At 75.7% G+C, this 1,354-nt stretch carries 2 protein-coding genes; both read left to right on the top strand.

Going from position 1 to position 1,354, the window contains the following annotated elements:
• A partial coding sequence (locus ACWJ6R_RS36390) for an SCO7613 C-terminal domain-containing membrane protein (RefSeq protein WP_449066556.1) occupies positions 1–794 on the top strand: 794 nt, incomplete at its 5' end.
• Positions 795–963: 169 nt separating this feature from the next.
• Positions 964–1,354: FAD-dependent oxidoreductase (locus ACWJ6R_RS36385; RefSeq protein WP_449066555.1), on the top strand; the 391-nt coding region annotated here is incomplete at its 3' end.

Below are 1,354 nucleotides of genomic sequence, written 5' to 3'. Positions count from 1 at the left end.
ATCCGGAGAGCTCGGGGATGGGGGAGGGCGCGGCCGGTCCGGAGGGCTCGGTGGCGCGGGAGGGCGCGGCCGGTTCCCGGGGCTCCGGAGCCGGGGGAGAGGGGAGGGATCGGTTGCGGGAGCTGTCGGCCGGGCTGGAGGCGGCGGGCTACTGCCTCGCCGCCTGGGGGCTGGCGCTCGTCGTCCACGACGTGCTGGTCCCCGGCCTCCCCCACCTGCCGGTCCTCAGCCTGGCCTGCGCCGTCGTCGGTGTGCTGCTGGCCGGTACGGCGCTGCGCCCGGACCGGCGGCCGGCGGCGTACGCCGGGACCGGTTTCCTGCTGGTGGCCTCGTGGTTGCGGCTGCTCGCCTCGGACGTCACCGTGGTCGAGGCGTACACCGTGCCGCTCTCGCTCGTCCTGCTGGCCTTCGGGCTCCTGCGCGCGAGGGGCGGGCAGTCCTCCTCCTGGAGCGTCTACGGCTCCGGCCTCGTCTCCGGCCTGCTGCCCAGCACGATCGCCGTGCTGACCGGCGGCGGCTGGCTCCGGTCCCTGCTGCTCGGCCTGTTCGCGCTCGCGGTCCTCCTGGCCGGCACCAGGGCCGGGCTCCAGGCCCCGGCCGTGCTCGGTGGCTTGACGCTGGCCGTCGTGGCCCTGCACGAGCTGGCGCCCTGGATCGCCCAGGCGGTCATGGCGGTGCCCCGGTGGGTGCCGATGGCCCTGGGCGGGCTGCTCCTGGTGGTGGTCGGCGCGACCTACGAGGCCCGGCTGCGGGAGGTGCGCCGCCTGCGCGAGGCCGTCGGCCGGATGCGGTGACCGGGATTCCCCGACGGCGGGCCGGAGGTCCCCGGCCACCCGCGGGCGGAAGGCCGCCGCGGGACGCGGTGACCGGGGATCCTCCCCCTGGCCTGGGACCGGCGGTTGCCGCTAGCTTTCGAAGAATGTGTGCTTCCGCAAGGAGGCATCCTGTTTCGGAGGTCGTGGCATGGACGTCGGGATCGTGGGGGCCGGCATCGTCGGCCTGGCGGTGGCCAGGGAACTCGCGCTGAGCGGTGTGCGGGTGACCGTCCTCGACAAGGAGGACCGGATCGGGGCCCACCAGACCGGGCACAACAGCGGGGTCGTGCACGCCGGCCTGTACTACCGGCCGGGCTCGCTCAAGGCGGAGCTCTGCAGGGAGGGCATGGCCCTGCTGCGGGAGTACTGCGCCGAGCACGCCATCGCCTACGACGAGGTCGGCAAGCTCGTCATCGCCGCCACCGCCGCCGAGCGGCCCGCCCTGCGCGCGATCGCCGAGCGGGCCAGGGAGAACGGCGTGCCCGGCGTCGCCGAGCTGGACGCGCTGGCCCTGCGCGAGGTCGAGCCGCACGCCGTCG

The organism is Planomonospora algeriensis, from assembly GCF_977012225.1.
The sequence above is the reverse complement of the archived record's forward strand: the minus strand, read 5'-3'. Positions and strand labels throughout refer to the sequence as shown.